Below are 20,978 nucleotides of genomic sequence, written 5' to 3'. Positions count from 1 at the left end.
GTCCCAGCCCCGGCCGGGCGGCGCGCTCAACCGGCAAGCGGCACCTCCAGACGGAAGCAGGCGCCCTTCCCCCGGGCCGGGACCGTCAGGCTGCCGCCGAGCTGGCGCGTGAGGCTGCCGACCACCCGCATGCCGAGGCTCTTCGAGGCGCGCCCGATCTCGAACCCCGTCGGCAGCCCGATCCCGTCATCGGCAACCTCGACCACGAGCCCGTCGGGCCGGCGCTCGGCGCGGACCCGGATCTCGCCGCCCGCCGGGTGCGTCTCGGGCGGGTAGGCGTATTTGAGCGCGTTGGTGACGAGCTCGTTGACCAGCAGGCCGATGGGGATCGCCCGGTCGGCCGAGATCCGCTGCGGGCAGGCCGTGCAGACGAGCTGCCGGCCCGGCACGCCGCTGGCGAGGTTGGCCACCAGCTTCTCCAGGAAGGGCGCGAGGTCGAGCTCGCCCGGCACCCCCTCCCCTTCACCCTTCACCTCGTCACCTTGCCGCCAAAGCTGGTCGTGGACGCCCGCGATCGCCTCGACGCGGCTGCGCGCATCCGCCAGGGCCGTCTGCACGGCCGGGTCTTCGGCGGCCCGGGCCTGAAGGGCGAGCAGGCTCGCCACGATGGCAAGGCTGTTCTTGACCCGGTGGCTCATCTCGCGGGCGAGCAGGTCCTGCCGGGCGAGGGCGGCCCGCAGCAGGCTCTCGGTGCGCTGGCGCTCGATGGCGCCGCCGAGCAGGTTGGCGAAGCCCTGCATGAAGGCGACGTCGGCCTCCTCGAACATGCCCGCGCGGGTGTCGTCCACCTCCAGCACCCCGAAGGCGCCGTCCCGGTTCTCGATCAGCACGTTGATCGCCCGGCGGATGCCGTGATCGGCCATGAGCTGCGGGGTGCGGAACCGGGTCTCGTCGGCGAGGTGGTTGGAGATCACCGGCCGGCCGGTCTTGAGGGCGAAGCCCGCCGGGGAGGCGAGATCGGCCCCGATCCGGGCCTTCCCGATCACGGCGGGCCCCCAGCCGACGCCGGCCCGGACCAGCAGGGTGTCGGCGCCGCGCCGATATTCCAGGGCCTTGCAGAACTCGGCGCCCATGCCCTGCGCGCACAGCTCCGTGGCCCGCTGCAGCAGGTGGTCGACATCGGTGCCGCGCAGCGCCTCGACGCCGAACTCGGAGAGGATCGCCTGCTGGCGCAGACGATCGTCGAGATTGGCGCGCGCGGGCGCGCGGGGCGTCTCGGGGCTCGGTTCCACTTCGGTCTGGTCGGTGTTCGCACGCATGGAGGGCGGCAGAGTAGCAGGAAGGCGGCCCCGGCGCGAAGCGTCGCCGCTCGCAAAGGCGCACCCGTCGTCGCACCCCTGCCGCGGTCCGGACCCCCCGGCCCCGTGCGGCGTTCGTCCGTGAACCGACGCGAGGAACGCAGGCATGGCTGACGACCTGAACGGACTCTCCGACAAGGCCCTCTCGATCTTCGCCTTCGCGGCTTACCATCGCCTCGTCAGCGGCGAAAAGGTCACCTCGGTGATTCGCCGGGACGGCGCCGGCCATGAGGCCGATCCAGAGGGCGTGAAGGAGCTGGAGGGGCGCGGCCTCGTCACCGCCGGCGAGACCGATATCGACCTCGGTGAGACCGCGCAGGCGGCGGTCGAGACGATGGTCGCAGCCCTGCGCCGGGAGGTCGGGCGCTGAAGCGCGGGTGAGATGGGTCGAGGCGCAAGCGGGACGGAACCGGGTCGCTCCGGCTGCGGCATCCCGGCCGTGGAAACCCGGGAACGCGCCCGCCCCCGAGGGCCTTTCCCGCATCCACGATGGAGACACGCATGACCGCCAGGGCGAAGGTGAAGACCGGGGACGACGTCACCTACACATGGGGCAAGGGCACCGTTTCGGGCGCGGTAACCAAGGTTCACACCCAGGACGTCAAGAAGACCATCAAGGGCAATACGGTCAAGCGCGACGCCTCGAAGGCGGAGCCCGCCCTGGAAATCAAGACCACAAAGGGCAAGACCGTGCTGAAGTCGGCTTCCGAAGTCACGGTCAAGTCAGCATAAGCGCGCAACCCTCGCGTGCCGTGATCTTGCGCACATCGCTTCCCGCTGAAGGCCTCGCCGCGAGCGTGGGAGCGGCTATCTGTAACGGTTCCAGCCTTGAAAGCCGGGACCCCCGCATGACCATTCCCCTCAGGCTCACCCTGAACGGGCAGCCGCGCGAGATCGCCCTCGACGATCCGCGCGTCACCCTCCTCGATCTCCTGCGCGAGCGCCTCGGTCTGACGGGTGCCAAGAAGGGCTGCGACCGCGGCCAGTGCGGCGCCTGCACGGTCCTGGTGGACGGGCGGCGCATCAACAGCTGCCTGACCCTCGCCGCAAGCCTCGACGGCGCCGAGGTGCTGACCATCGAGGGGCTCGCCGAGGGCGACCGGCTCCACCCGGTCCAGGCGGCCTTCATCGCCCATGACGGCTTCCAGTGCGGCTTCTGCACGCCCGGCCAGATCATGAGCGCGGTCGGCCTGATCCGCGAGGGCCATGCCGGCACCGATCCCGAGCGCATCCGCGAGGGCATGAGCGGCAATCTCTGCCGCTGCGGCGCCTACGCGGGCATCCTGGACGCCGTGCAGGACGCGGCCGCCCGGACCTCGGAGCAGCGGGAGGACGCGGCGTGAGGACCTTCGACTACATCCGCCCCGCGAGCGTGCCCGAGGCCGTGGCGGCCGGCCAGCTTCCGGGCACCGCCTATCTCGCCGCCGGCACCAACTTGGTCGACCTGATGAAGGGCGGCGTCGCCACCCCGGAGCGGGTCGTCGACATCACCCGCCTCCCCGGCCTCTCGGCCATCGAGCGGCTGCCGGACGGCACGACGCGGGTCGGCGCCCTGGTGCGCAACAGCGACCTCGCCCATGACCCCGCCTTCGCCAAGGCCTACCCGATGGTGGCCGAGGCCCTGCTGGCGGGCGCCTCGGCCCAGCTGCGCAACGCCGCCACGGTCGGCGGCAACCTGATGCAGCGCACCCGCTGCCAATACTTCTCCGACGCCGTCTCGGCCTGCAACAAGCGCGCGCCCGGCTCCGGCTGCGCGGCGCTGGGGCACGCCACCCGGATCCACGCGGTCCAGGGCTGGAGCGAGCATTGCATCGCCACCCACCCGTCCGATTTCTGCGTCCCCCTCGCCGCCCTCGACGCGGTGGTGGAGATTGCCGGGCCGGACGGTGCCCGGGAAGTGCCGCTCACCGGGTTCCACCGCCTGCCCGGCGACCAGCCGGAGCGGGAGACGGAGCTGCGGCCCGGCGAACTGATCACCGCCCTGCGCCTGCCGCCCGAGGCGACCACCTTCCGAAACCATGCCCGCTACCTCAAGGTCCGGGACCGCACCTCCTACGCCTTCGCGGTGGTCTCGGCGGCCGCCGCCCTCACCCTGGAGGCCGGCGGCACGATCGGCCAGGCGCGCCTCGCCTTCGGCGGTCTGGCGCTCAAACCCTGGCGGGTGGCGGAGGCCGAGGCGGCGCTCGCCGGACAGGCGCCCTCCCCCGAGGCCTACGCGAAGGCTGCCGCCGCTGCGCTGGCCGGCGCCAAGCCCACCGGCGAGGCCAACGCCTTCAAGATCGAGCTCGCCCGCCGGGTGGCGATCCGCGCGCTGACCCAGGCTGCCGCCGGGACGCCCGCCCGGATCCCGGCGCTCCCCGCCTCCCCGTTCGGCATCGTCTGACGCCGCCTTCGATGGCCCCGCCGCCGTCTTTGCGAGCGCAGCGAAGCCATCCAGTGCAGCAGCATGCGTCCCGGCGTCGCGCTGCCCTGGGTCACTTCGCTCCGCTCGTGATGACGGAGCGGGTCACTGCAACCGTAGGATTCAACCGGAATCCGTCTTGAGGAGACCCGCATGACCGCGACCTCCAAGCCATCGCACACGCCCGCCTCGAACCTCCCCGCCGGCTCGGTCCGGCTCGGCTCCAGCATCGGCCAGCCGCTGACCCGGCGCGACGGCCCGCTCAAGGTGACCGGCCAAGCCCGCTTCTCCGCCGACAACCTGCCTCCTGGCACGCTCCACGCGGCGCTCTGCGTTGCCCGGATCGCGAAGGGCCGCGTCACCGGGCTCGACGTGGCCGCCGCCGAGGCGCATCCCGGCGTCGTGGCGGTGATGCGACCGGGCAACGTCCCGACTCTCGCCAAGGACCCGGATGCCAAGGACGGGCCCTTCACGTTCCGCCTCGACCTCCTGCAGAACGACCGCGTCCGCTACGCCAACCAGCCCATCGCCGTGGTGATCGCCGAGACCCTGGAGGCGGCCACCGAGGGCGCCCGGCTGCTCGCCCCGACCTACGCGGCCGAGACGCCGCGGATCGGGCTCGATTCCGGCGAGGCCTTCACGCCGGATTCGGTCGGCGTCGGCGCGCCGCCGGTCGAGACGGACGGCGACGTCGAGGCCGGGCTCGCGGCCGCGTCCAAGACGATCGCCGCCACCTACGAGACGCCGGCCCAGTACCACAACGCCATGGAGCCGCACGCGGCCGTGGCCAGCTGGGACGGGGATCGGCTGACGCTGCACATGCCGACCCAGGCGCTCGCCATGTCGCAGGGCCGCCTCGCCGGGTTGTTCGGCATCAGCCCCGACGACATCCACATCGAGAGCCCCTATCTCGGCGGCGGCTTCGGCTCGAAGGGCGTCCCCGCCGGGCCGCAGGTGCTGGCCTGCATGGCAGCCAAGCTCGTGGGCCGGCCGGTGAAGCTCGTTCCGACCCGCACCCAGATGTACGGCCCGATGGGCCATCGCGGGCCGACCCGGCAGACCCTCCGGCTCGGCGCCGATGCGTCCGGCAAGCTGACGGCCCTCGACCATCACATCCGCACCGCCTCGTCGAGCTTCGACGATTTCTTCGAGCCGGCGGGCCGGGCGACCAGCACCCTCTACGCGAGCCCGGCCATCGCGATCCGGCACGAGGCCGTGCGCCTCGACACCGGCACGCCTTTGTTCATGCGCGCGCCCGGCGAGGCTACCGGCAGCGTCGCCCTGGAGAGCGCGCTGGACGAGATGGCCTTTGAGCTCGGCATGGACCCGCTGGATTTCCGGCTCGCCAACTACGCCGAGGTCGAGCCGATCACCGGCAAGCCGTTCTCCTCCAAGGCCCTGCGGGAATGCTACCGCCGCGGCGCCGAGGCCTTCGGCTGGGCCGGACGCCCGCTGAAAGCCCGCCAGACCCGCGACAGGGACGGGTTCCTGGTCGGCACCGGCATGGGTACCGCCACCTTCCCGGCGCTGATCTTCGAAGGCATGGCCCGTGCCGAGATCCGCGCCGACGGCACCGGCACGGTGGAGCTCGGGGCCATCGACATGGGCCAGGGATCCTGGACGGCGCTCGCCCAGATCGCTGCCGACGGGCTCGGGATCGGGATGGACGCCCTCACCTTCCGGATGGGCTCCTCGGACCTTCCGAATGCCGGCATCGCGGGCGGCTCGGGCCACACCGCCACCGCCGGCAACGCGATCCACGCGGCTGCGGCCGACGTGATCCGGCAGCTCGCGGATCTCGCCACCAACGACCCCGCCTCCCCGCTCTACGGCGCCGGCAATGCCGGCGTGACCGCCGCGGGCGGGCGTCTGACCCGGCGCGACGACCCGGGCCGGAGCGAATCCGTCACCGACATCCTCCAGCGGGCCGGCCGGGCCAGCATCGAGGGCCAGGGCAAGGCCGGCGCCGACCCGGCGGCGCAGGCCTCCTACGCCATGCACGCCCACGGCGCGGTCTTCGCCGAGGTGAAGGTCGACCCCGATCTCGGCCAGATCCGGGTGAGCCGCCTCGTCGGCGCCTTCGCGGCTGGCCGGGTGATCAACCCGCGGCTCGTCCAGAGCCAGTATTACGGCGGGATGATCTGGGGCCTGTCCTTCGCCCTGCACGAGCGGGCCGAGATGGATCCGCGCACCGGTCGCTTCCTCAACGACAACCTCGCCGAGTACCACGTGCCGGTGAACGCCGACATTCCCGCCATGGCGGCGATCCTGGTCCACGAGGACGACGCGGTGGTGAACGCGCTCGGCGTGAAGGGCGTCGGCGAGATCGGCATCACCGGCACGGTGGGCGCCATCGCCAACGCGGTCTGGCACGCCACCGGCGTGCGGGTGCGCGAGATGCCGATCACCCTCGACAAGCTGCTGGGCTGATCGAATGGGCTGATCACCGCCTCATCCCATCCCGGGCGTGTCGCAGCGCCCGGGATTTTTTAGTATGGGGCATGCCATCGGCGGCCGGCGGCCGCCGCAGCAGCGCGGAGATCGGCATGCCCCTCACCAGCGAAATCGGCGGCGTCGTGCCGATCGCTCCGACGCCGTTCCATCCGGACGGCCGGATCGACGAGACGTCGCTCGACCGGATGACCGACTTCTTCGGGTCGGCCGGCGTCGACGGCCTGACGATCCTCGGCCAGCTCGGTGAGGCCGGCAAGCTCGACCACGCCGAAGGCATTGCGGTGGCGCGGCGCGTCCTCGGGCGCACCCGGCTCCCGGTGATCGTCGGCGTGACGGCGCCGGGCTTCGCGGCCATGCGGTCGCTGGCCCGGGAGGTGATGGAGCTGGGCGCGGCCGGCGTGATGATCGCCCCGCCCAACACCCTGCGCACCGACGATCAGGTCGTCGGCTACTACCGCAACGCCGTCGAGGCGATCGGGCCGGACGTGCCCTTCGTCCTGCAGGATTACCCCCTCACCTTCTCGGTCCAGATGGCGCCGGGCGTGATCCGCCGGATTGTCACCGACAACCCGTCCTGCGTGATGCTCAAGCACGAGGACTGGCCGGGGCTGGAGAAGATCTCGACGCTGCGCGGCTTCGAGGCGGACGGCTCCATGCGCCACATCTCGATCCTGGTCGGCAACGGCGGCCTGTTCCTCGACTTCGAGACCGAGCGCGGCGCCGACGGGGCCAATACCGGCTACGCCTTCCCGGAAATGCTGGTCGACGTGGTCCGCCTCGGCCAGGCCGGTGAGCGCGATGCCGCCCACGACCTGTTCGACGCCCACCTCCCCTATCTCCGCTACGAGCAGCAGCAGGGCCCGCTGGGGCTCGCGGTGCGCAAATACGTGTTCATGCGACGGGGCATCTTCGCCTCCGACGCGCAGCGCAAACCCTCGCAGGCGCTGACTGCCACCGCGAAGGCCGAAGTCGAGTACCTGCTGGCGCGCCTCGCCCGCACCGACGCGCGGGCGCGGCTCGCGGGTTAGAAGCTCCCCTGCCCCGGCCGGACGGCCGGGGCCACCGCAACGTCCACGGCGCTGCGAGGCCGGCGATTCCCGGGCTCGCGACAGGTGCGCGACGGATCAATCGAGCCGGAAGGCGATGACCGAGTCACCCGGCGTTGTGCCGAGCGAACCGTGCCCGCCCGCCGCGATCACCACGTATTGCCGGCCGTCCTTGCCGCGATAGGTCATCGGCGTGGCCTGGCCGCCGGCCGGCAGCGCCCTGGTCCACAGGATCTCCCCGGTCTGCATGTCGTAAGCGCGGATGCGGTCGTCGAGCGTCGCGCCCGAGAAGGCGACCCCGCCGGCCGTGGCGAGGGTGCCGCCATGGGCCAGCATGCCCATCTCGAACGGGATCGGGACCGCGAGACCGGCGATCTTCTGCCCTGCGACGGTGCCGTTGCGGTGCTTCCAGGCGGTGGTGCCGTCCGCGAGGTTCACCCCCACCCGCACACCCCAGGGCGGCGCGTTGCACGGGACGCCGAGGGCCGAGCGCATGTGGGCGATGGAGACCGCGTAGGGGCCGCCGAGATTCTCGTTGCCTGGGGTGGAATCCGGGTCGGCGGTGACGAGGCGCTTCTCCGGGTCGCCCGGCGGCCGCGGCAGCAGGCGGTAGAGGTAGGTCAGGTATTGCGGCGTCGCGATCATCCAGTGATGGACCGGATCGACGGCCACCGAGCCCCAGTTGAACACCCCGATATTGCCGGGCCAGATGATCGCGCCGCCTGACGCCTGGGGCGGCGTGAACGGATTGCCGTCGTAGCGGTTCGACCGGAAGGCGAGGCGGCACTGGATCTGGTCGAAGGGCGTGACGCCCCACATGTCGGCCTCCGTCAGCGCCGCGGGCGCGAAGCTCAGCGACGACATCGGCTGGACCGAAGACGGCGCCTCCCCCGGGATGTCGGTCCGGGTCGAGACCGAGACCTCGGAGACCGGCCGGATCGGGGCGCCGGTGCGGCGATCGAGGACCCAGACGTTGCCGACCTTGGTGGGGATCAGGATGGCCGGCACTGTCCCGCCGCCCTGCGGCAGGGTCAGGAGAACCGGCTGGGACGGGTTATCGCGGTCCCACAGGTCATGATAGGTGGTCCGGAACGCCCAGGTCAGCCTGCCCGTCTCCAAGTCCAGCGCCGCCAGGGCATCGACGAGGGCCTCGTCCGTCTCCGACCGCGACACGCCGATCTGATCGGGCGCCCGGTTTCCGAACGGCACGTAGACCAGCCCCAAAGCCTCGTCGGCCGAGAACTGCGTCCAGGCCACGGCCGAATTGGGCTCGTAGAGCGCGCCGGGCTGCAGCGGCGCGGTCTCGCCGGGCTTGCCGGCGTCGAACTTCCAGACGATCGCGCCGGTCCGCACGTCGAAGGCGCGGATCACGCCCGAGGGGTTGTCCGCGTAGTAGTTGTCGGCGATCGCGCTGCCGAGGACGATGAGGTTCCGGGTCACCAGCGGCGCCGAGGTCTGCTGATAGCTGGCGCGCCTGAGGTTCGGCATCTGCGCCTTCAGGTCGATGAACCCGTTCGCCCCGAAGGTCCTGCACAGGGCGCCGGTGTCGGCATTCAGCGCGTAGAGCCGCGCATCCACCGAGGCGGCGATGATCCGGCGCGGGCATTCGGCGATGGCGGCCGCGACCGCCTCGGCCGTCGTCGGATCCGTTCCCGCCGGCGGCGTGTAAGCGGCCGAGTCGTTGTAGGATACGCCGCGGCAGGTCTGGTGCTGGTACTGGTTGTCCCGCGCCATGTTCGGATCGAAGGCCCAGACCCGCTTGCCGGTCTCGGGCTCCAGGGCCTCGACGATGTTGTGCGGAGTGCAGAGATAGAGCAGCCCGTTGACCTTGATCGGCGTGGCTTCGAACGTGAATTCCTTCGAATCGGTCCGGCTGTCGCCGCGCAGATCGCCCGTGTGGTGCTCCCAGGCGACCGTGAGGCCCCGGACAGTGCCGGGGGTGATGTCCGTGAGCGCCGAGTAGCGCTGGCCGAGATTGGTGCCGCCATAGGCGACCCAGTCGTCGGCCGGATACGGGACGCCGCTCGGATCGACGGCGGCGGAGCCCATTTCCGCGACCTTCGGCAGACGGCCGCGCGTCTCGACCGGATCGACGAACCACGACGCGGCGCTCAAGGCCGCGATCAGCAGGACGACGGCCCGGAGAACGAGCGGCCCGTTCCCGAGGCTGGGCTTCCAGGGCCGTTCGGGCGCGTCGCGCAGGCGCCGCACGACGAAGGGCAGGCAGAGCACGAGTCCGGCGAGGAGGATCAGGGCCCCGCGCGGGATCCATTGCCACGTGTCGACCCCGACCTCGCCGAGCGTCCACACGAAGGCCGCCGCCAGCACCAGGGCGTAGATCCGGAGGCCGCTCTGCCGTCCTCGGACCAGCTCGCCGCCGGCGGCCAGCACGCCTAAGCCCAGGGCGACGTAGAACCAGGACCCGCCCGCGAAGGCCAGCGGCAGACCGAAGATCGCGAGGGCGAGGCCAAGCAGCGCGATCGACAGCGCTATCGTTCCGAGTGCCACGTCGGTGTTATCCGCTTCCTGAGCCAGCCGGTCACGGCTGGCGCCGGGGGCGGCCCCCCACGGCGCCGCCGCATGCCCGACGGCTTATCGCCGCCGTAGCTGTCCCAGGGCTGGACAAGGCTGCCGGGTGGAGACGCTCCGTTCCGCGCTTCTCGCCGCGCGGCCGCTCACGCCCCGGCCCGATCCTCCGGACGCAGGCTGACCCTGTCGCCGTCGCGCAGCGAGGCCGGCGGGCCCACGACGACGCGCTCGCCGCCGTTCAGGCCGTCGCGCAGCTCCAGCAGCGTGCGGGTCTGGCGGAAGATCGTCACCGGGCGCATCCGCACCACCCCGCTTCCGTCGCCCGAAGGCTCGACCACCGCCACGCGGGTCCCGTGCTGGTCGAAGATCAGGGCATCGTTCGGCACCGTCACGGCGGGCGAGACCCGCGGAATCTCCAGCGTGAGGGTGATGTAGAGCCCCGGCCGCAGCGCGCCGTCGGGATTGGGGATGTCGACCTGCGTGACCAGCGTGCGCGCGGTGGAGAGCAGGGTCGTCGACGAGCGCGAGACCGTGCCGGGAAAGACCTTGCCGGGGATCTGCGCCACCTCGACCTTGGCGGCCAGCCCGTCGCGGACGCCGTCGGCGGCGTAGAGCGGCACGTTCACCGCCATGCGCAGCACGTCGTCCCGGTTCAGCGTCAGGAGCGGCGGACCCGTATTCGTGTCCGCCGTGACCGCGTCCCCGACATCGGTGTTGCGGGCCGTCACCACCCCGTCGAAGGGCGCGCGGATCTCCTCGAAGCCGGTCAGAACCTTCAGGCGGGCGACCTGCGCCTCCTGGGCGGCGATGTTGGCCTGCGCGACCTTCACGGCGGCCTTGGCGGCGTCGACATTGGCGGTCTGCGCCAGCACCCCGGCCTGGGAGGTGTCGGCGTTCTGCCGGGTCTCGACCCCGGTGCCGGCCAGCGTCGAGGTCCGCCGGTTGGTCACGTCGGCGAGGTGACGGTTGGCCTCGGCCTGGTCGACCATCGCCCGCGCCTGGATCAGGGCCGCCTGGAGCTGCAGCACCTGCGACTGCGCCTGGACCAGCTGCTGGTCGAGGTCGGGCGCGCTGATCCGGAACAGCAGGTCGCCCGCCTTCACGTGCGAGCCGATATCGACCTTGCGCTCGACGATGTAGCCGGTTGCCCGCGGGTAGAGGCTGGCGGTGTCGAAGGCCTGGGTGGTGCCCGTCTGGGTCAGGCTCAGGGCGCCCTCGGCCCGCGCCGCGGTGGCAACCCGCACGGTCGGCGGCCTCGCCTCGGCCGCGCGCGGCGGGCTCGCCGCCCGGGACTGGTCCGGCCAGGACCGGTATCCGAGGAAGCCCGTACCCGCCAGCGCCAGCAGGGCCAGCCAGAGGCGGCCGTGAGACGCCGGACGGCCGGCCCTGCCCGCGGCTGAACTGTCCCCGTCCGACATTCTCGCCCTTAGGTCGCACCGCGCGTCATGCGCCGAACGTCATGCGCCGAAGATGGCGCCCGCCGACCGGCCGGGACGCCTCTGGCCCTGTCTTCCCTACATAGACCGCGGCCGGGCTCCGGGCGAGATGCCGCGCCGCACGATCGGGACCGGCCGCGGATCCACCCGGCTCCCCTCCGGTTACCCTGCCAGAAGTCAGGGACCGAGATGCGATGACCGAGATTTCCAGGCGCGCCATCATCGCCGCCGGCGGTGCGATGATGGCGGCTCCCGCTGCTGCGCAATCCTCCGGACCGGCCGCGCCTCTCCCGGAGCGCGGCGGCAAGGGCGCCGACATCCTCGGTCCCCGGAACCAGCCCCGGGCCGCCGAGGAGCCGTTCACCCTGGCTCCGCCCGCCACCGACCACGGCACGATGCCGAACCTGAAATGGTCCTTCTCCGACAGCCACATGCGGCTCGAGGAAGGCGGCTGGGCGCGCCAGACCACGACCCGCGAGCTGCCGGTCTCCACCGCCATGGCCGGGGTCAACATGCGGCTCAAGGCCGGCGCGGTGCGCGAGATGCACTGGCACAAGGAATCCGAGTGGGCCTACATGATCAAGGGCAAGGCCCGGATCACCGCGGTCGATCAGGACGGGCGCACCTTCGCGGACGATGTCGGCGAGGGCGATCTCTGGTACTTCCCGGGCGGCATCCCGCACGCGATCCAGGGCCTCGCGTCCGACGGGGTCGATGGCTGCGAGTTCCTGCTCGTGTTCGACGACGGCGGCTTCTCGGAGGATTCCACCTTCCTGCTGACCGACTGGCTGGCGCACACGCCGAAGGACGTGCTCGCCAAGAATTTCGGCCTGCCCGAGAGCGCCTTCGCCAAGATTCCCGAGAAGGAGCTCTACATCTTCCCCGGTCCGAAGCCCGGCCCGCTCGCGGCCGACAGGATGGGCGGCTCCGGGCCGGTGCCGAAGACCTTCAGCCACCGCATGCTGGCGCAGGAGCCGGTCCGCACCAGGGGCGGCAGCGTACGCATCACCGATTCCACGGTGTTCCCGGCCTCGGTCACCATCGCGGCGGCCCTGGTCGAGGTCGAGCCCGGGGGCCTGCGCGAGCTGCACTGGCACCCCAACGGCGACGAGTGGCAGTACTACCTCTCGGGTCAGGGGCGGATGACGGTATTCGGCTCGGAATCGAAGGCCCGCACCTTCGACTACCAGGCCGGCGACGTCGGCTACGTGCCCTTCGCCATGGGCCACTATATCGAGAATACCGGCGACACGACGCTCACCTTCCTGGAGATGTTCAAGAGCCCGCGCTACGCCGACATCTCGCTGGCCCAGTGGCTGGCGCTGACGCCTCATCCCCTGGTCCAGGCCCATACCGGGCTGGACCCCAGGCTCGTCGACGCCCTCCCGCAGACGAAATCGCCGGTCGTTCCGGGTTGACGCGCCCCGGAACCCGGCCCGATCCTGACGCGTCGACGAATGGATAGGCCAGTTCCTTCACGGAGAGAGTCATGCGCGCCGTGTCCCGTGCGCTCCTCGCCCTGGCGCTCGCTCTCCCAGCGGGCACCGCCTGGGCGCAGGTGCAGCAGAACGACCCGAACGCCGCCAACGCGTCGTTCGCCCTGCAGGGCCAGATCCGGACCCTCAACCAGCAGCGGGTCACGGATTACAACACCCTGAACCAGTCGATCCAGCGGAACGCCCAGTTCCAGCCCCATGGACCCTACCTGCCCTACCGAGGCGTCCATGTCGGTCGTCATATCGGCCGACACGGCATCGTGCCGCGGGGCGGCGGCATCAACACGAGCGTGTGCATCGGCTGCTGATCGGCCCGGAACTCTGCGCAGAGCGGGGAAAGCCCGAAAAAAACCTTTTCCCGCCGGCAGGCTTCGCCCAGAAGCTGGGCCCATGGTGGCGTGCGCATGAACATCCTGCTGATCGGCTCGGGCGGCCGCGAGCACGCTCTGGCCTGGCGTCTGGCCCAGAGCCCGCTCTGTACCCGCCTGTTCACGGCTCCGGGCAATCCCGGTACGGCCCGCCACGGCACGAACCGGCCGGAGCTCAAGGTCACCGACCATGCCGCGGTGGCGGCGTTCTGCACCGCGGAATCGATCGGCCTGGTGGTGGTCGGGCCCGAAGCGCCCCTGGTCGCCGGGCTCGTCGACGATCTGAAGGCAGCCGGGATCCGCGCCTTCGGGCCGACCCGGGACGCCGCCCGCCTCGAGGGCTCGAAGGGCTTCACCAAGGACCTGTGCGCCGCCTGCGGCATCCCCACCGCGGCCTTCGCGCGCTTCACCGCCCTGGAGCCGGCGCTGGCCTATGTCCGCCAGCAGGGCGCCCCGATCGTCGTGAAGGCCGACGGGCTCGCTGCCGGCAAGGGTGTCACGGTCGCCGAGACTGTGGACCAGGCCGAGGACGCGCTCACCGCCCTCTTCGAGGAGCCCGGCGCCGAGGTGGTGGTCGAGGAATGCCTGTTCGGCGAGGAGGCCAGCTTCTTCGCCCTGTGCGATGGCACGCGGGCGATCCCGCTCGGCACCGCGCAAGACCACAAGCGCGTGTTCGACGGGGACCGCGGGCCCAATACCGGCGGCATGGGCGCCTATTCCCCGGCCCGGGTCGTGACCCCGGAGATCGAGGCCCGGGTCATGGCCGAGATCATCGCGCCGACGCTCGCGGGCATGCGGGCGCGGGGCTGCCCGTTCACCGGCATCCTGTATGCCGGGCTGATGCTCACGGCGGACGGCCCCAAGCTGATCGAGTACAACACCCGTTTCGGCGATCCCGAGGCGCAGGTTCTGATGCCGCGCCTCGCCTCCGACCTCGTGCCGGCCCTGCTCTCGGCCTGCGAGGGCGATCTGTCCGGGGTGGGCCTCGAATTCGACCCCCATCGGGCCGCGCTCACCGTGGTGATGGCGGCGGCCGGCTATCCGGGTGCCGTGGTCCGGGGCTCGGTGATCCGCGGGGTCGACGAGGCCGAGGGCGACGGGGTTCACGTGTTCCAGGCCGGCACCCGCGCCGAGGGCGGACAGCTGCTCGCCGAAGGCGGCCGGGTTCTGGCGGTCACGGCCCTGGGTGACAGCGTCACCGACGCCAAGGCCCGCGCCTACGCGGCGGTGGCCCGGATCGACTGGCCGGAGGGTTTTTGCAGGCGCGACATCGGGTACCGCGCCGTGGCGCGGGAGGCGGGAGAGCGCTGAGCGTCTGAGGGTCCTAGGCTGCGGCGGGCGACATGCTCGCCTGTCCGGACACCCGGACCGCAATGAGGGGGATCCGATGCCTGGCACGCGAAGCGGCACGGATCGATCCGGCCGGGAGAGGAAGGGTGCGCAATCGGCTCCGCCCGGCGCCCTATTCCCCGATCGCCGCTCCGGCCGGCCTGCGGTTGTCATTGGCGCCGTAGAGCAGGCCCGGCCGCATCCGCTCCGTGCGCGAGGCGTCGTTGCCCGACGACGCGGCCTCCGGCAGGGCCGGCGCCGCGGCCCGGACCGCGATGAGCTCCTGCGCCCCCCAGGGCTTCTGCTCGACGATCGTGTGGCCCATCCGCCGCAGCAGGCCCTGCGTGTCCGCCGAGAGCGCGAAGGGCTCGGCGTAGAGTGTGTCGGGCAGCCATTGGTGATGGATGCGCGGGGCATCCACGGCCTCCTGCGGCTCCATGCCGAAATCGAGCATGTTGATCAGCGTCTGCGCGTTGATCGTGATGATCCGCGAGCCCCCCGGCGAGCCCGCCACCAGCGCGACCTTGCCGTCGCGCAGCACGATCGTGGGCGCCATGGACGAGAGCGGGCGCTTGCCAGGCTGGATCGCGTTCTTCGACCCCTGCACGAGCCCGAACAGGTTCGGCACTCCGGTCTTGACCGTGAAGTCGTCCATCTCGTCGTTGAGGAAGAATCCCGTGTCGCCGGCGATCACCCCGGCGCCGAAATAGCCGTTGATCGTGTAGGTCAGCGCGACCGCGTTGCCGGCCTTGTCCATCACCGAGATGTGGGTGGTCTCGGGCCGTTCCCGCGCCTCCGGACCGGGATCCGGACGGATCTCCGCCGACGGGGTCGCCCGGTCCGGGCTGATCGAGGCCCGGAGCGTCTCCGCGTAGGCCGGGGACAGCAGCCGGTCGACCGGGTTCTCCACGAAGGCCGGATCGCCGAGCAGCAGGTTGCGGTCCGCGTAGGCACGCCGCATCGCCTCGACCATCAGGTGCACGGTCCGGGCCGCGTTGAACCCGGCGGCCCGCAGGTCGTAGCCGTCGAGGATGTTGAGGATCTCGCAGAGCGTGGCCCCGCCCGACGAGGGCGGGGGCGCCGACAGGATCGTGGCGCCCCGGTAGCGGCAGGTGAGCGGCTCGGACTGCGTCACCGTGTAGGCGGCGAAGTCGGCCGCCGTCAGCAGGCCGCCGCCCGCCCGTGAGGCCGCCTCCACGGCCTCCGGGATCGCACCCTTGTAGAACGCGTCCGCGCCGCGATCGGCGATGGCCTGGAGGGTGCGGGCGAGATCGGTCTGGACCAGCCGGTCCCCGGGCCGCCAGGGGCTGCCATCCGGGCGCAGGAAGATCCGGGCGACGTTCGCTTGGCCCGCGAACAGCGTCGTGCCGGATTCGAGGATGTCGGTGTCGCCCCGGGTCAGCACGAACCCGTCCCGGGCGAGCGCGATCGCCGGCGCCATCACCCGCGCCAGCGACAGGGTCCCGTACGCGGCGAGCGCGGTGTTGAGGCCGAGCACCGTCCCGGGCACGCCGGCCGCCTTCCAGCCGCGCAGGCTCGCGCCCTTCACGACGTTGCCGGCGGCGTCGAGATACATGTCCCGGGTGGCGGCCGCCGGGGCGGTCTCGCGGAAATTGACGAAGCGGCTGCGCCCGTCGGCGCTGTGGAGCACCAGGAAACCGCCGCCGCCGAGGTTGCCGCAGCACGGGTTCACCACCGCTTCGGCGTAGGCCACCGCCACCGCGGCATCGACGGCGTTGCCGCCGGCCTTCAGGATATCGGCCCCCACCTGCGAGGCGAGGCGCTGGGACGAGACCACCATCCCGTTCTCGGCCTCCACGGCCGGTCCCGAGGCGGCCCAGGCCGGTGGGCCGCCGAGGGCGAGCAGGGCCGTCAGGAGCAGCGCGCGTGCCGGTGCGATCATCCCTACCCTCTCCGGTGCGGATCCCGCGCCGGCATATAGGGGATCACACGCCGGAGTCGCGGCTTCCGACTGGAGCCGCATCCGTAAGCGTCGGTCAGGCTCGGCCGAGCGTCATGGGTTCCCTCCCCGCTCCGGCTACGATGTTCTCACATCCCGTGCCGCGGCAATCTCTCCTCCCCCTTGCGGGGAGGAGCCGGAGGCGGGGGTGGTTCAGGATCGAGCGCAGCGGTGCCTTCTGCGCCACCCCCACCCCCAACCCCTCCCCGCAAGGGGGAGGGAGAGATCCCGTTCTTTCAGGACCGATCCACCTCAGCCGTTGCGGAACGTGTAGCTGTAGCCGTTCAGAGCCGGCGCGCCGCCGAGATGGGCGTAGAGCACCTTCGAGCCCTTCGGGAAGAAGCCCTTCTTCACGAGGTCGATCATGCCCTGCATCGACTTCCCCTCGTAGACCGGGTCGGTGATCATTCCCTCGAGCCGGGCCGAGAGGCGGATCGCCTCCACGGTCTCCTGCGAGGGCACGCCGTAGACCGGGTAGGCGTAATCCTCGTTGAGAACCACGTCGTCAGCCACGATGTCGCCGGCGCCGACCAGGGCGGCGGTGTTCTGGGCGATGTCGAGGACCTGGGCCTTGGTCTGGGCCGGGGTGCAGGAGGCGTCGATGCCGATAACGTTGCGGGCGCGCCCATCGGCCGAGAAACCCACCAGCATGCCGGCATGGGTCGAGCCCGTCACCGTGCAGACCACCACGTAGTCGAAGCGCAGGCCCATCTCGGCCTCCTGTCGGCGCACCTCCTCGGCGAAGCCGACATAGCCGAGCCCGCCATACTTGTGCACCGAGGCGCCGGCCGGGATCGCGTAAGGCTTGCCGCCCTCGGCCTCGACCTCGGCGAGCGCGCGCTTCCACGAATCGCGGATGCCGATATCGAACCCGTCATCCACGAGCTGCGTCTGCGCGCCCATGATCCGCGACAGCAGGATGTTGCCGACCCGGTCGTAGACCGCGTCCTCGTGGGGCACCCAGGCTTCCTGGATCAGCCGGCACTTCATGCCGATCTTGGCGGCGACCGCCGCGACCATGCGGGTGTGGTTCGACTGCACGCCGCCGATCGACACCAGCGTGTCGGCCCCGCTCGCGATGGCATCCGGCACGATGTATTCGAGCTTGCGCAGCTTGTTGCCGCCGTAGGCGAGGCCGGAATTGCAATCCTCGCGCTTGGCGTAGAGCTCCACCTCCCCGCCGAGATGCGCAGTCAGGCGCTTGAGCGGCTCGATCGGCGTCGGGCCGAAGGTCAGGGGATAGCGCTCGAATTTGTCCAGCATCGGGTCTCTCCGGGTCTCGGGGCGCGGCTCGGGGCAGGCGCGGTCTCCGTCCGGCCCGGACGCGTCGAAGCGAGGCCTCGGGGACGGCCCGGCGCGAGGCCCGGCTCCGTCTTCGAGGCACAGGGAAAACTACCCGATCCGCGATGAAAGGTGCTCTCGATCTTTTACCTCAGACAGACAGTGACTTGCGTCGTTGATGCGCTTGGCTGAAGAGAATTTCGAATCACGCACTGATTCTGAAAGAATCGTCCATGTCCGCAGGGCTCGACCGGATCGACCAGAAGATCCTCCGCCTCCTCCAGGCGGACGGGCGCATGGCGAATGCCGAGATCGCCGAGCGGGTCGGCACCAGCGCGGCGACCTGCCATCGCCGGATCCAGCGCCTGTTCACCGAGGGGTTCGTGCGGGCGGTGCGGGCTCTGATCGATCCGGCCCGGGTCGGTCGCGGCACCCTGGTCTTCGTCGGCGTCGTGCTCGACCGCTCGACGCCCGAGAGCTTTTCGGAATTCGAGGCGGCCATGCGGTCGATTCCCGTGCTCCTCGACTGCCATCTCGTGGCCGGCGATTTCGACTACATGCTGAAGATCCGTGTCTCCGACATGGCCGATTTCAACCGGCTCCACAGCGCCACGCTGATCGGCCTGCCGGGGGTCCGACAGACGCGGACCTTCTTCGTGATGAAGGAGGTGATCGATAACGCGCCGCTCGACCTGTGACATCGTGTTCGCGAGCGGAGCCAAGCTGATCCAGCCGCGCCACGCTGCCGAGGGTCTCGCTGCCCTGGATCGCTTCGCTGCGCGCGCGATGACGCGCGGGAGGCGGGCCGGCTGCCTACCCCTCCCCGCGTCGCGCCTTCCGCAGGGTTTCCCACCGGTCGAGTCGCTCGGCGATGCGGGTCTCGTAGCCGCGCTCGGTCGGCTGGTAGAGGTGCTGGCGCCCCAGCGCGGCGGGCCAGTAATCCTGGCCCGAGAAGGCATCCGGCTCGTCGTGGTCGAAGCGGTAGCCCTCGCCGTAGCCGATCCGCTTCATCAGCTTGGTCGGCGCGTTGAGAATGGTCCGCGGCGGCGGCAGGGAGCCCGCCTCCTTGGCGAGGCGCGTCGCGGCCTTGTAGGCGGTGTAGACGGCGTTCGATTTCGGCGCGCAGGCGAGGTAGATCGCCGCCTGGGCAAGCGCCAGCTCGCCCTCCGGGCTGCCGAGGAAGTCGAACGCGTCCTTGGCGGCGTTGGCCACCACCAAAGCCTGCGGATCGGCGAGCCCGATATCCTCCACCGCCATGCGCACCAGCCGGCGGGCGATGAACAGCCGGTCCTCACCGGCATCGAGCATCCGGCAGAGATAGTAGAGCGCCGCATCCGGATCCGAGCCGCGCACGGTCTTGTGCAGCGCCGAGATCAGGTTGTAGTGACCCTCCTGCGCCTTGTCGTAGATCGGCGCCCGCCGCTGCACGATCTCCTGCAACGCTTCCGCGTCCAGGGTCTCGCCTGCTTGCGCCGAGCGCCAGACCTCTTCCGCCAGGGTCAGGGCGGCGCGGCCGTCGCCGTCGGCCATGCGGACCAGCACGCCGCGCGCCTCCTCGGTGAGCGGCAGGGCCTGGCCCGTCAGCGCCTCGGCCCGGACCAGGAGCCGCGCGATGGCACCGGGATCCAGCGCCCGGAACAGCAGCACCCGGGCCCGCGACAGGAGCGCGGCGTTGAGCTCGAAGGAGGGGTTCTCGGTGGTGGCGCCCACCAGCGTGACGGTGCCGTCCTCCATCACCGGCAGGAAGGCGTCGAGCTGCGCCCGGTTGAACCGGTGGATCTCGTCGACGAACAGCAGGGTCGCCTGCCCGGCCGTCCGGCGCTTGCGCGCGGCCTCGAACACCTTGCGCAGGTCCGGCACGCCCGAGAAGATCGCCGAGATCTGCTCGAAATGCAGGTCGGTGCCTTGGGCCAGCAGCCGCGCCACCGTGGTCTTGCCGGTGCCGGGCGGACCCCAGAAGATCAGCGAGCCGAGCGTCCGTCCGCGCAGGAGGCGGGTGAGCGCCCCGCCCTCCCCGGTCAGGTGCTCCTGGCCGACGACCTCGGCGAGGCTCTGCGGGCGGAGGCGGTCCGCGAGGGGGCGGGCGGCCTCGGCACCGGCGGCGCGGCCGGGATCCGGCACGGAGGGCGATTCCGCGGAGGCGAACAGGTCGGACATCCGCGCATCAACACCGGGGCTGAGCCCCGGCGCAAGCCGGCCGCCCGCGATCGCATGGGATCAGCCCCCAAAGACCGAGGTCAGGACCTCGCCGTTGCGGTTGATCGCCACCTCCCAGGAATTGAGGCTGTTGCGGGTGACCCGGTCGAGATCCTTGGTGGTCGCGATCGGCACGCCGTTGACCGCCACGATCACGTCGCCCTTCTGCAGCCCGACCCGGGCCGCGACGGAGTTCTCGTCCACCGCCTGCACCACCACGCCGTCCGTCTGGAAATCGACCTGCATCTCCTCGGCGACCGCCGGCGAGGTGTTGACCAGCGTCGCGCCCACGAACGGCGAGCGGGTCTTCACCTTGAGCGCGTCCCGCGGGCGCGTCTCCGGCGCGGAGGCCAGCTTGACGGTGACGGTCTGGCGATTCGTGCCGCGCAGGATCCCGAACCGAGTCTGGCCCTGGACGCCCTTGAGCGCGAAGCGGTAGCCGAAGGCTTCCGGGTCGGCGACCTCCTGGCCATCGACCGTCAGGATCAGGTCGCCGCGCTTCAGGCCCGCATCTTCGGCCGGGCTCTTGGCCTGCAGGCTCGCCACCAGCACGCCGGTCGGATGGTCGAGGCCCATGCTGTCGGCGATGTCGGGGGTGACGCTCTGGATCCGCGCGCCCAGCCAGGGCCGGCGCACCACGCTCGCCCCGTCGCGGGCCGCGTCGACCACCGCCTTGACCATGCCTACGGGAATCGCGAAGCCGATGCCGTGACTGCCACCGGATTGCGAGTAGATCGCGGTGTTGATGCCGACGAGCTGGCCGCGCAGGTCGACCAGCGCGCCGCCGGAATTGCCCGGGTTGATCGCCGCATCGGTCTGGATGAAGTACTGGTAGTCGGCCGAGCCGACCTGCGTGCGCGCCAGCGCCGAGACAATGCCCTGCGTCACCGTCTGTCCGACGCCGAACGGGTTGCCGATCGCCATCACGAAGTCGCCGACCTCCAGGGCATCGGCGTCGCCGAACGGCATGGGCACGAGGCCCTTCGGCGGCTCCTTGAGCTTGAGCACTGCCAGGTCGGTGCGGGTGTCGCGCATCAGGATCGTGGCCTCGAACTCGCGCCGGTCCGCCAGGGCGATCCGCACCTCGTTCATGTTGTCGATGACGTGGTTGTTGGTGATGACGAGGCCGTCGCCGTCGACCAGCACGCCGGAACCCAGGGAGCGCTGCGCCCGGTCACCCCGGG

17 protein-coding genes (1 of these 17 cut by a window edge) are annotated in these 20,978 nt (G+C 71.3%); 10 read left to right on the top strand and 7 right to left on the bottom strand.

Annotated elements, in window-relative coordinates:
• Window positions 1-26: 26 nt before the first annotated feature.
• Window positions 27-1,259 (bottom strand): sensor histidine kinase, encoded by a 1,233-nt coding sequence (locus tag JOE48_RS29415; RefSeq protein WP_245253015.1) that lies wholly within the window; start codon window positions 1,257-1,259, stop codon window positions 27-29.
• Between the two features lie 145 nt (window positions 1,260-1,404).
• Between JOE48_RS29415 and JOE48_RS29410 the strand changes: the two genes are divergently transcribed.
• The 6 genes from JOE48_RS29410 (at window position 1,405) to JOE48_RS29385 (ending at window position 7,181) form a co-directional block, all read left to right on the top strand.
• On the top strand, window positions 1,405-1,668 hold the full coding sequence (locus JOE48_RS29410; RefSeq protein ID WP_210035282.1) for a hypothetical protein: 264 nt from the start codon (window positions 1,405-1,407) through the stop codon (window positions 1,666-1,668).
• 131 nt (window positions 1,669-1,799) lie between these two features.
• Window positions 1,800-2,030, top strand: a complete 231-nt coding sequence (locus JOE48_RS29405) for a DUF2945 domain-containing protein (protein WP_210035280.1) — start codon at window positions 1,800-1,802, stop codon at window positions 2,028-2,030.
• A gap of 116 nt (window positions 2,031-2,146) precedes the next feature.
• Window positions 2,147-2,641: a (2Fe-2S)-binding protein gene (locus tag JOE48_RS29400; RefSeq protein WP_210035279.1), complete on the top strand. Its 495-nt coding sequence runs from the start codon at window positions 2,147-2,149 to the stop codon at window positions 2,639-2,641.
• The gene (locus tag JOE48_RS29395) at window positions 2,638-3,681 is read left to right on the top strand and encodes a xanthine dehydrogenase family protein subunit M (RefSeq protein ID WP_210035278.1); all 1,044 of its coding nucleotides are present in this window, start codon (window positions 2,638-2,640) and stop codon (window positions 3,679-3,681) included. Before JOE48_RS29400 ends, JOE48_RS29395 begins: the two co-directional genes overlap by 4 nt.
• Before the next feature lie 171 nt (window positions 3,682-3,852).
• On the top strand, window positions 3,853-6,129 hold the full coding sequence (locus JOE48_RS29390) for a xanthine dehydrogenase family protein molybdopterin-binding subunit (protein WP_210035277.1): 2,277 nt from the start codon (window positions 3,853-3,855) through the stop codon (window positions 6,127-6,129).
• Between the two features lie 116 nt (window positions 6,130-6,245).
• Window positions 6,246-7,181 (top strand): dihydrodipicolinate synthase family protein, encoded by a 936-nt coding sequence (locus tag JOE48_RS29385; protein ID WP_210035275.1) that lies wholly within the window; start codon window positions 6,246-6,248, stop codon window positions 7,179-7,181.
• Window positions 7,182-7,277: 96 nt separating this feature from the next.
• Here the strand turns inward: JOE48_RS29385 and JOE48_RS29380 are convergent, their stop codons facing one another.
• Complete coding sequence (locus JOE48_RS29380) at window positions 7,278-9,707, bottom strand: membrane-bound PQQ-dependent dehydrogenase, glucose/quinate/shikimate family (RefSeq protein WP_210035273.1); 2,430 nt, start codon at window positions 9,705-9,707, stop codon at window positions 7,278-7,280.
• Window positions 9,708-9,874: 167 nt separating this feature from the next.
• Window positions 9,875-11,146 carry an efflux RND transporter periplasmic adaptor subunit gene (locus JOE48_RS29375; protein WP_210035271.1) on the bottom strand — a complete coding sequence of 424 codons (1,272 nt, stop codon included), beginning with the start codon at window positions 11,144-11,146 and terminating at the stop codon, window positions 9,875-9,877.
• A gap of 212 nt (window positions 11,147-11,358) precedes the next feature.
• Between JOE48_RS29375 and JOE48_RS29370 the strand changes: the two genes are divergently transcribed.
• The 3 genes from JOE48_RS29370 to purD all read left to right on the top strand — a co-directional run bounded on the left by JOE48_RS29370 (window position 11,359) and on the right by purD (window position 14,339).
• Window positions 11,359-12,582, top strand: coding sequence for an oxalate decarboxylase family bicupin (locus tag JOE48_RS29370; RefSeq protein WP_210035269.1), 1,224 nt, complete (start codon window positions 11,359-11,361; stop codon window positions 12,580-12,582).
• 71 nt (window positions 12,583-12,653) lie between these two features.
• A complete protein-coding gene (locus JOE48_RS29365) occupies window positions 12,654-12,968 on the top strand; it encodes a hypothetical protein (protein ID WP_210035268.1) in 315 nt (104 codons plus the stop codon).
• 96 nt (window positions 12,969-13,064) lie between these two features.
• Window positions 13,065-14,339 carry a phosphoribosylamine--glycine ligase gene (gene purD, locus JOE48_RS29360; RefSeq protein ID WP_210035267.1) on the top strand — a complete coding sequence of 425 codons (1,275 nt, stop codon included), beginning with the start codon at window positions 13,065-13,067 and terminating at the stop codon, window positions 14,337-14,339.
• 151 nt (window positions 14,340-14,490) lie between these two features.
• Here the strand turns inward: purD and ggt are convergent, their stop codons facing one another.
• Window positions 14,491-16,260 (bottom strand): gamma-glutamyltransferase, encoded by a 1,770-nt coding sequence (gene ggt, locus JOE48_RS29355; RefSeq protein ID WP_210035266.1) that lies wholly within the window; start codon window positions 16,258-16,260, stop codon window positions 14,491-14,493.
• 309 nt (window positions 16,261-16,569) lie between these two features.
• Window positions 16,570-17,580, bottom strand: coding sequence for a 1-aminocyclopropane-1-carboxylate deaminase (locus tag JOE48_RS29350; protein WP_210035265.1), 1,011 nt, complete (start codon window positions 17,578-17,580; stop codon window positions 16,570-16,572).
• 251 nt (window positions 17,581-17,831) lie between these two features.
• Between JOE48_RS29350 and JOE48_RS29345 the strand changes: the two genes are divergently transcribed.
• Window positions 17,832-18,296, top strand: coding sequence for an Lrp/AsnC family transcriptional regulator (locus JOE48_RS29345; protein ID WP_210035258.1), 465 nt, complete (start codon window positions 17,832-17,834; stop codon window positions 18,294-18,296).
• 115 nt (window positions 18,297-18,411) lie between these two features.
• Here JOE48_RS29345 and JOE48_RS29340 read toward each other — a convergent pair whose 3' ends face one another.
• Both JOE48_RS29340 and JOE48_RS29335 read right to left on the bottom strand, forming a co-directional pair.
• A complete protein-coding gene (locus tag JOE48_RS29340) occupies window positions 18,412-19,755 on the bottom strand; it encodes a replication-associated recombination protein A (protein ID WP_245253014.1) in 1,344 nt (447 codons plus the stop codon).
• A 60-nt stretch (window positions 19,756-19,815) separates the two neighbouring features.
• A protein-coding gene (locus JOE48_RS29335) for a Do family serine endopeptidase (RefSeq protein ID WP_210035256.1) crosses the window boundary here: on the bottom strand, window positions 19,816-20,978 show its 3' portion. Its footprint extends 289 nt past the window's final position; the window shows 1,163 of its 1,452 coding nt (coding positions 290-1,452); its start codon lies off the right edge, out of view — the gene reads right to left on this strand; the stop codon is at window positions 19,816-19,818.

Source organism: Methylobacterium sp. PvR107 (assembly GCF_017833295.1).
GTDB lineage: Bacteria > Pseudomonadota > Alphaproteobacteria > Rhizobiales > Beijerinckiaceae > Methylobacterium.
The sequence above is the reverse complement of the archived record's forward strand: the minus strand, read 5'-3'. Positions and strand labels throughout refer to the sequence as shown.

What these genes read in the sequence shown, in the direction of transcription:
- JOE48_RS29415 (WP_245253015.1), bottom strand. Translation starts at nt 1,259, where the DNA reads ATGCGTGCGAACACCGACCAGACCGAAGTGGAACCGAGCCCCGAGACG.
- JOE48_RS29410 (WP_210035282.1), top strand. Translation starts at nt 1,405, where the DNA reads ATGGCTGACGACCTGAACGGACTCTCCGACAAGGCCCTCTCGATCTTC.
- JOE48_RS29405 (WP_210035280.1), top strand. Translation starts at nt 1,800, where the DNA reads ATGACCGCCAGGGCGAAGGTGAAGACCGGGGACGACGTCACCTACACA.
- JOE48_RS29400 (WP_210035279.1), top strand. Translation starts at nt 2,147, where the DNA reads ATGACCATTCCCCTCAGGCTCACCCTGAACGGGCAGCCGCGCGAGATC.
- JOE48_RS29390 (WP_210035277.1), top strand. Translation starts at nt 3,853, where the DNA reads ATGACCGCGACCTCCAAGCCATCGCACACGCCCGCCTCGAACCTCCCC.
- JOE48_RS29385 (WP_210035275.1), top strand. Translation starts at nt 6,246, where the DNA reads ATGCCCCTCACCAGCGAAATCGGCGGCGTCGTGCCGATCGCTCCGACG.
- JOE48_RS29375 (WP_210035271.1), bottom strand. Translation starts at nt 11,146, where the DNA reads ATGTCGGACGGGGACAGTTCAGCCGCGGGCAGGGCCGGCCGTCCGGCG.
- JOE48_RS29370 (WP_210035269.1), top strand. Translation starts at nt 11,359, where the DNA reads ATGACCGAGATTTCCAGGCGCGCCATCATCGCCGCCGGCGGTGCGATG.
- JOE48_RS29365 (WP_210035268.1), top strand. Translation starts at nt 12,654, where the DNA reads ATGCGCGCCGTGTCCCGTGCGCTCCTCGCCCTGGCGCTCGCTCTCCCA.
- purD (WP_210035267.1), top strand. Translation starts at nt 13,065, where the DNA reads ATGAACATCCTGCTGATCGGCTCGGGCGGCCGCGAGCACGCTCTGGCC.
- ggt (WP_210035266.1), bottom strand. Translation starts at nt 16,260, where the DNA reads ATGATCGCACCGGCACGCGCGCTGCTCCTGACGGCCCTGCTCGCCCTC.
- JOE48_RS29350 (WP_210035265.1), bottom strand. Translation starts at nt 17,580, where the DNA reads ATGCTGGACAAATTCGAGCGCTATCCCCTGACCTTCGGCCCGACGCCG.
- JOE48_RS29345 (WP_210035258.1), top strand. Translation starts at nt 17,832, where the DNA reads ATGTCCGCAGGGCTCGACCGGATCGACCAGAAGATCCTCCGCCTCCTC.
- JOE48_RS29340 (WP_245253014.1), bottom strand. Translation starts at nt 19,755, where the DNA reads ATGTCCGACCTGTTCGCCTCCGCGGAATCGCCCTCCGTGCCGGATCCC.